Below are 5,558 nucleotides of genomic sequence, written 5' to 3'. Positions count from 1 at the left end.
CCAAAAAACAAAACGGTGCCCTCGGTTTCAAAACTCCTGTCGGCATAGTGAATGGCGCTCTTACCAGTAGTCAAGCAGATTTTATAAAAGTCTTTTCTGCTGTAAATGCGGGTTGCATTCCCGTCGCTTTCAATTTGAAACACATTAAACCCTTTCAGCTTCAGGTCGCTGTTAAACTCCGAGACAGGGCGCACATTGTTCTTTTCCATTCGCCAAAATTAAGAAAATCAAATATTAACCTAGGTAACATGTGATTAAGATTACTGGTTCAAAACCGACAACCGGATGAAGAGGTATGCAAGGGAATAAAAAACTCTATACGAGGTATAGCAGCATTGCTTTCAAACATCTGTGCAAACAGTAGCTAAACAAAAGCATTTATTCAGCCATCACAGTCAGTCTCATTTCCCATCGTCTCTCTACCAGGTATAGCCCCGCTTACTTACTGCTCCTTACACTTTAAAATATCAGCATAATCAAAACAAGTATAAGAATCATATAAAAAAACAATCCTGAAGCGTATAAAGAAAAAATAGCTAATTCTAATGATTGAGCCGATAGAAGACCTTCAATTGAGAATCGCTGAACTTGAAGATAAGTTAGCGGATACTAAACGGGAACTCGAAATTGAAGCAGCCCTGGAGCGGGTTCGTGCCAGAGCAATGGATATGCATTATTCATTTGAATTGAGTGATGTGTTGTCCGTTCTGTTTGAACAATATGATATTCTCGGCATCCGCCCGGTATTCTCTCATCTCACGCTGTTTGATCTAAAAAATAATAAGTTTTCCTACCGAACAACCGGCCGGGATGGGCAACGTGTACAGGCAGAGCAGATGATTGATATTGACGCAATAGATGCCTGGAAAGACAGCGTCGAAAACTGGAAAAAAGGAGGCCCGAACCAGGTGAACAGCCATATGTATCCGAAGGAAATTCTTCCACAGGTCTTTTACTTGTTCCAGGACATTCTTTCGGCTATACCTGAAAAGGCAAAATTTTATCCCGAAGACTTCCCTGATGGCTTATTCATTACCCAGGGCTACTGTAAATTCGGGTATGTCGGGTTTGGCCATACCCGGGAAGCAACAGAAGAAGAAAAAGAAGTCGTAAACAAGATGGCCGTTGAATTCGAAAGGTTATACCAGCGTTTCATCGACTTACAGCGAACAGAAGATCAGATAAGAGAAGCTCAAATTGAAACATCCCTTGAACGGCTAAGGTCACGCACCATGGCCATGCGCAGCAGCGACGATGTTGGAGATGCAACAGGTGTATTGTTCAATGAGCTGGAAAAACTCGGCATACCGCTCTTGCGATGCGGGCTCATCATCATTGATGAAAAAGAAAAAACAATGCAGGTATGGCGGGCTACAACCACCAAAGAAGGTACCATAGGGCAGGTAACCGGCAACGTGTCCATGTCTATTCATCCTATGCTTGAAGCTGGGTATGAAGCCTGGCTTCGGAAAGAACCGGTTTTACGGTATGACTTATCAGGTGAAGACTTAGTGAATTACTACAGGGCCCTTTCTAACAATGCTTCCCAGTTCACGCAGAGTGTTGCATTAGAAAAACAAACCAGCACCTCCTTCTTTTTCGATGAAGGAGCACTATTCACGTTCACCAAAGATCCACTGGATGCGGAAACCAGTGCCGTATTAAAAAGGTTTGCAGCCATAATTAGCCTCACTTACCGCCGTTACCTGGATTTGAAAATTGCAGAAGCGCAGGCAAGGGAGGTAGTAAAACAAGCGTCACTTGACCGGGTTCGGGCAGAAATAGCGTCGATGCGTACTGCCGGTGACCTTGAGAGAATCACCCCCTTGATCTGGAATGAGCTCACCACACTTGGGGTTCCTTTTATACGCTGTGGGGTGTTCATCATGGATGATCTGCAACAAGTCAGCCATACCTATCTTTCTACACCGGATGGTAAAGCAGTTGCTGCTTTTGATCTGCCATATAACGCGCCAGGGAATATTTCTAAAATAGTGGCTCACTGGAAGGATAAGAAAATCTATTCGGAATTCTGGGATGAGGAAGCGTATACCGCATTCGGCATTGCTTTAGTAGAGCAAGGCATTTTTACTTCCAAAGAACAATACCTGCGTACGCTACCGGGGGGTGGTTTTCATATCCATTTCGTACCTTTTTTGCAGGGCATGTTGTATGTGGGGAATACGACCTTGCTAGGTGAAGAAGAAATGAAGTTAATTCAATCCATAGCAGACGCATTTTCTACGGCCTATGCACGCTACGAAGATTTCAGTAAACTGGAGACAGCCAAACAACAGGTTGATAAAACCTTGATCGAATTAAAACAGGCGCAGCAACAACTGATTCAAGCTGAAAAAATGGCTTCGCTTGGACAACTCGCAGCAGGTATAGCACACGAAATACAAAATCCCCTCAACTTCATCAATAACTTTTCTGATATCAATTCAGATCTAATCGCTGAAATGAAAGATGCCATCAGCCAAGGCAACTTGGATGAAGTAAAAGACATTGCGGATAACCTGGAAGCGAACGAGGAAAAAATAACCTATCATGGCACACGCGCAGACGCCATTGTAAAAGGTATGCTGCAGCATACCGGTACCCGTACAGGCCAAAAAGAACCCACCAACATCAATAATTTGTGCGATGAATATCTGCGCCTAAGCTACCATGGTCTTCGGGCAAAAGACAGGGCATTCAATGCCGAAATAAAAACTGATTTTGATGAGAGTCTAAGCAGGATAAATGTCGTTCCTCAGGAAATCGGAAGAGTCTTTTTAAATCTTTTCAACAATGCATTCTACGCAGTAAATGAAAAGAAACAGAAGATGAAAGTAGCGTTTGAACCGCTTGTACTTGTGACGACCAAAAAAGAAAAGGGTAAGGCTGTTATAAAAGTAACAGACAATGGCGCTGGCATCCCGAAAAGCATCCTGGACAAGATCTTTCAGCCTTTCTTCACCACAAAGCCAACCGGACAAGGAACCGGCTTGGGTTTATCGATGAGCTATGAGATCGTTAAGGCACATGAAGGGACTATAAGAGTGGAAACAAAAGAGTGTGAAGGTTCGACGTTTATAGTTGAGTTACCTGTTTAGCATACTTAAAACCATAAGCTGCGACCCCCAACTGTACAGAATTGCCACTTGCATCTGCCATACCCAAGGTATACCTATAATGACAAAGCCTGCCTTTTTATCCAGCTATGTTGAAGTATGCTAAAATTCACATAATCTATACACAACAGCCACATTTTCCAATTTTAAGCAGCTGTTGTACTTCCTGTCCTTTCTACTGTTATACTTTGCGCAACTACTGCCGGATTTAAACAGATAAAGCATACAACAGATCAACCAAATAACTTTCTCATATAGCAACTATACCTAAGTTCCGTGTAAATTTAACACTTCACACAGCGTATAGCAGAAAAAGAGGTAGCAGTTGAGAACGATAAAATTTGATAAAACCAGGTGCGGCGTAGAGGTCTTGCTTCGGGTAGGTTTGGGCAATGAATTAAAAGAGGCCTACACGGATACGGAGGTTTACAATACCGATTACTTCGAGATTCTGCTTTTCAGAAAAGCGAAAGGACACGTCATATTAAACCAGCGGAAGATCGACCTAAGCGATAACTCTATTGTGTTTATTTCGCCTTTTCAGAAGCGGCAATGGCAACTGGATCCGGATCACCTGGACTTCACTTTTCTTATTTTCCAGGAAGGTTTTCTCAACGACTTTTTTGCTGACAAGCTGTTCACATACCGCCTACTTTATTTTTACCAGCACGATTACCCGCTTCGCATGCGCGTTACAAACGAGGATATTCAAAAAGCCTGCAGTACACTTACTGAAATTCACACGGAGCTTAGAGAGGCGAATCCAGACAGTGAACATCTCATCCGCTCCCTCCTCTATTATTTACTGCTGAAGCTCAACAGGGATTACGCTTACCAAAACTACCTGCCGCTTGAGAAGCCGGAGAATAACTATGCCTATCAGTTTAAACGATTGCTGGAACTGCACATTAAAGAAAAGCAACGGATCAGTGAGTATGTATCGCTTTTAGGTATAAGCAGGATCACACTCAACAAAGCCGTACAGGCCCAATTTAACGTAACGGCCACCCATTTACTCAAGCAAAGGTTACTCTTTGAAATCAAGAATTACCTGATCCATTCAAGTTTAACGGTTGTCGACATAGCACACGAGCTCCACTTCTCGGAGCCCAACCATTTGATGCGCTTTTTCAAATCGCAAACCGGCCAGACCACCACCTCCTTCCTTGCCGATTATCAAAATGGTAGCAAGGCATAAGACTTTGGTAGCTAAGCACTAAAGCAGCCTGTATACCTTTGTATTGAAATTTAGAAATTTAAAAATCAATACGATATGGCAACAAGCGCAAGTATACAGTTAGTCAGAAATGCTACTCTGATAGTCAACTATGCCGGGCAAAAAATTTTAGTTGATCCTATGCTCATGCCGAAGGACTCCTTTGACCCGTTGGCAGGCAAGGCAAGAAACCCGATGGTGGATTTACCTATGTCTATTGAAGAGATTGTGGAGGACGTCGACCTGGTGCTGGTAACGCATACCCACCCCGACCACTTCGATCCGGTGGCAAGTGCAACCCTGAGCAAAAGTATAAAACTTATACATCAACCTGCCGATGAGGAATTCTTCCAGAAGGAAGGTTTCACTAATGCCGAAACCGTACAGGACAGCACTGTTTGGAACAACATCAGCATTTATCGAACCGGTGGTGAGCACGGCAGCGGAGAAATTTTAAAGCAAATGGGCACTGTTTCTGGCTTCGTCCTGAAGGCAGCCAATGAGCCTACCCTCTATATTGTGGGCGATAGTATTTGGATAGATGAAGTGGAGCAAAGTATCCATAAGTTCAACCCCGACTATATCGTCGTGAATTCAGGAGGTGCGGCTTTCCCAGGGTTTGAGTCAACACCCATTCTGATGGATGAAGACCAGACCATGACGCTGATAAATGAGAGCGGCGAAGCAAAAATCATTGCCGTACACATGGACGCATTAGACCACTGCCACACCACAAGAGACTCGCTCCGCAAAAAAGCGGATGAAGTGAATATCAGAAAAGATAAGCTGATCGTACCGCAGGATGGCGAAGAGATAAAGTTACAGTTTTGAAACGGTAGCTCAAGTTCTGAGACACTCTTCTTAAGCAGCCTAATCCGTGCGGAAAAGCTTCGATAACTTCATCTTTAGTAATACAAAAAGGCCCTCTGCAGCAATTGAGGGCCTTTTTTATGACCTTCGGACACAAAAAACAGCTCCCCTTTAGGCGCTCTTCAAACTGACTCTTGTGGTTCTGGCATCTGTAGCAGAATTCTCCTTAATCGGGATGTTACTTAATCTGGATGTAAACCGGCAAGTGCAGAAGCTTTGCAAACGAAGCATCTCTTGTCCTTAATTTCGTGCCTTACCTGTTATTTTATACCTCAACACCAGGTAATAAACCCATACCCTATCCTCAGCAACGTTTCCGTTTTAAAACCGTCCAACTTATCAGGGGATTACTAAAA

At 43.5% G+C, this 5,558-nt stretch carries 3 protein-coding genes and 1 pseudogene; 3 read left to right on the top strand and 1 reads right to left on the bottom strand.

Annotated features, from left to right (window positions below; translation table 11 throughout):
* Window positions 1–209: pseudogene (locus OB13_RS20475) on the bottom strand (AraC family transcriptional regulator); the annotation flags it as partial.
* A 336-nt stretch (window positions 210–545) separates the two neighbouring features.
* Here OB13_RS20475 and OB13_RS20470 point away from each other — a divergent pair.
* From OB13_RS20470 to OB13_RS20460, 3 genes are all read left to right on the top strand, one after another.
* Window positions 546–3,098: a sensor histidine kinase gene (locus tag OB13_RS20470; RefSeq protein ID WP_461492042.1), complete on the top strand. Its 2,553-nt coding sequence runs from the start codon at window positions 546–548 to the stop codon at window positions 3,096–3,098.
* Between the two features lie 343 nt (window positions 3,099–3,441).
* Window positions 3,442–4,314: a helix-turn-helix domain-containing protein gene (locus OB13_RS20465; protein ID WP_461492041.1), complete on the top strand. Its 873-nt coding sequence runs from the start codon at window positions 3,442–3,444 to the stop codon at window positions 4,312–4,314.
* A 75-nt stretch (window positions 4,315–4,389) separates the two neighbouring features.
* Window positions 4,390–5,163 carry an MBL fold metallo-hydrolase gene (locus OB13_RS20460; protein ID WP_461492040.1) on the top strand — a complete coding sequence of 258 codons (774 nt, stop codon included), beginning with the start codon at window positions 4,390–4,392 and terminating at the stop codon, window positions 5,161–5,163.
* Window positions 5,164–5,558: the final 395 nt, after the last annotated feature.

The sequence above is a fragment of the Pontibacter sp. HJ8 genome (assembly GCF_054824225.1).
The sequence above is the reverse complement of the archived record's forward strand: the minus strand, read 5'-3'. Positions and strand labels throughout refer to the sequence as shown.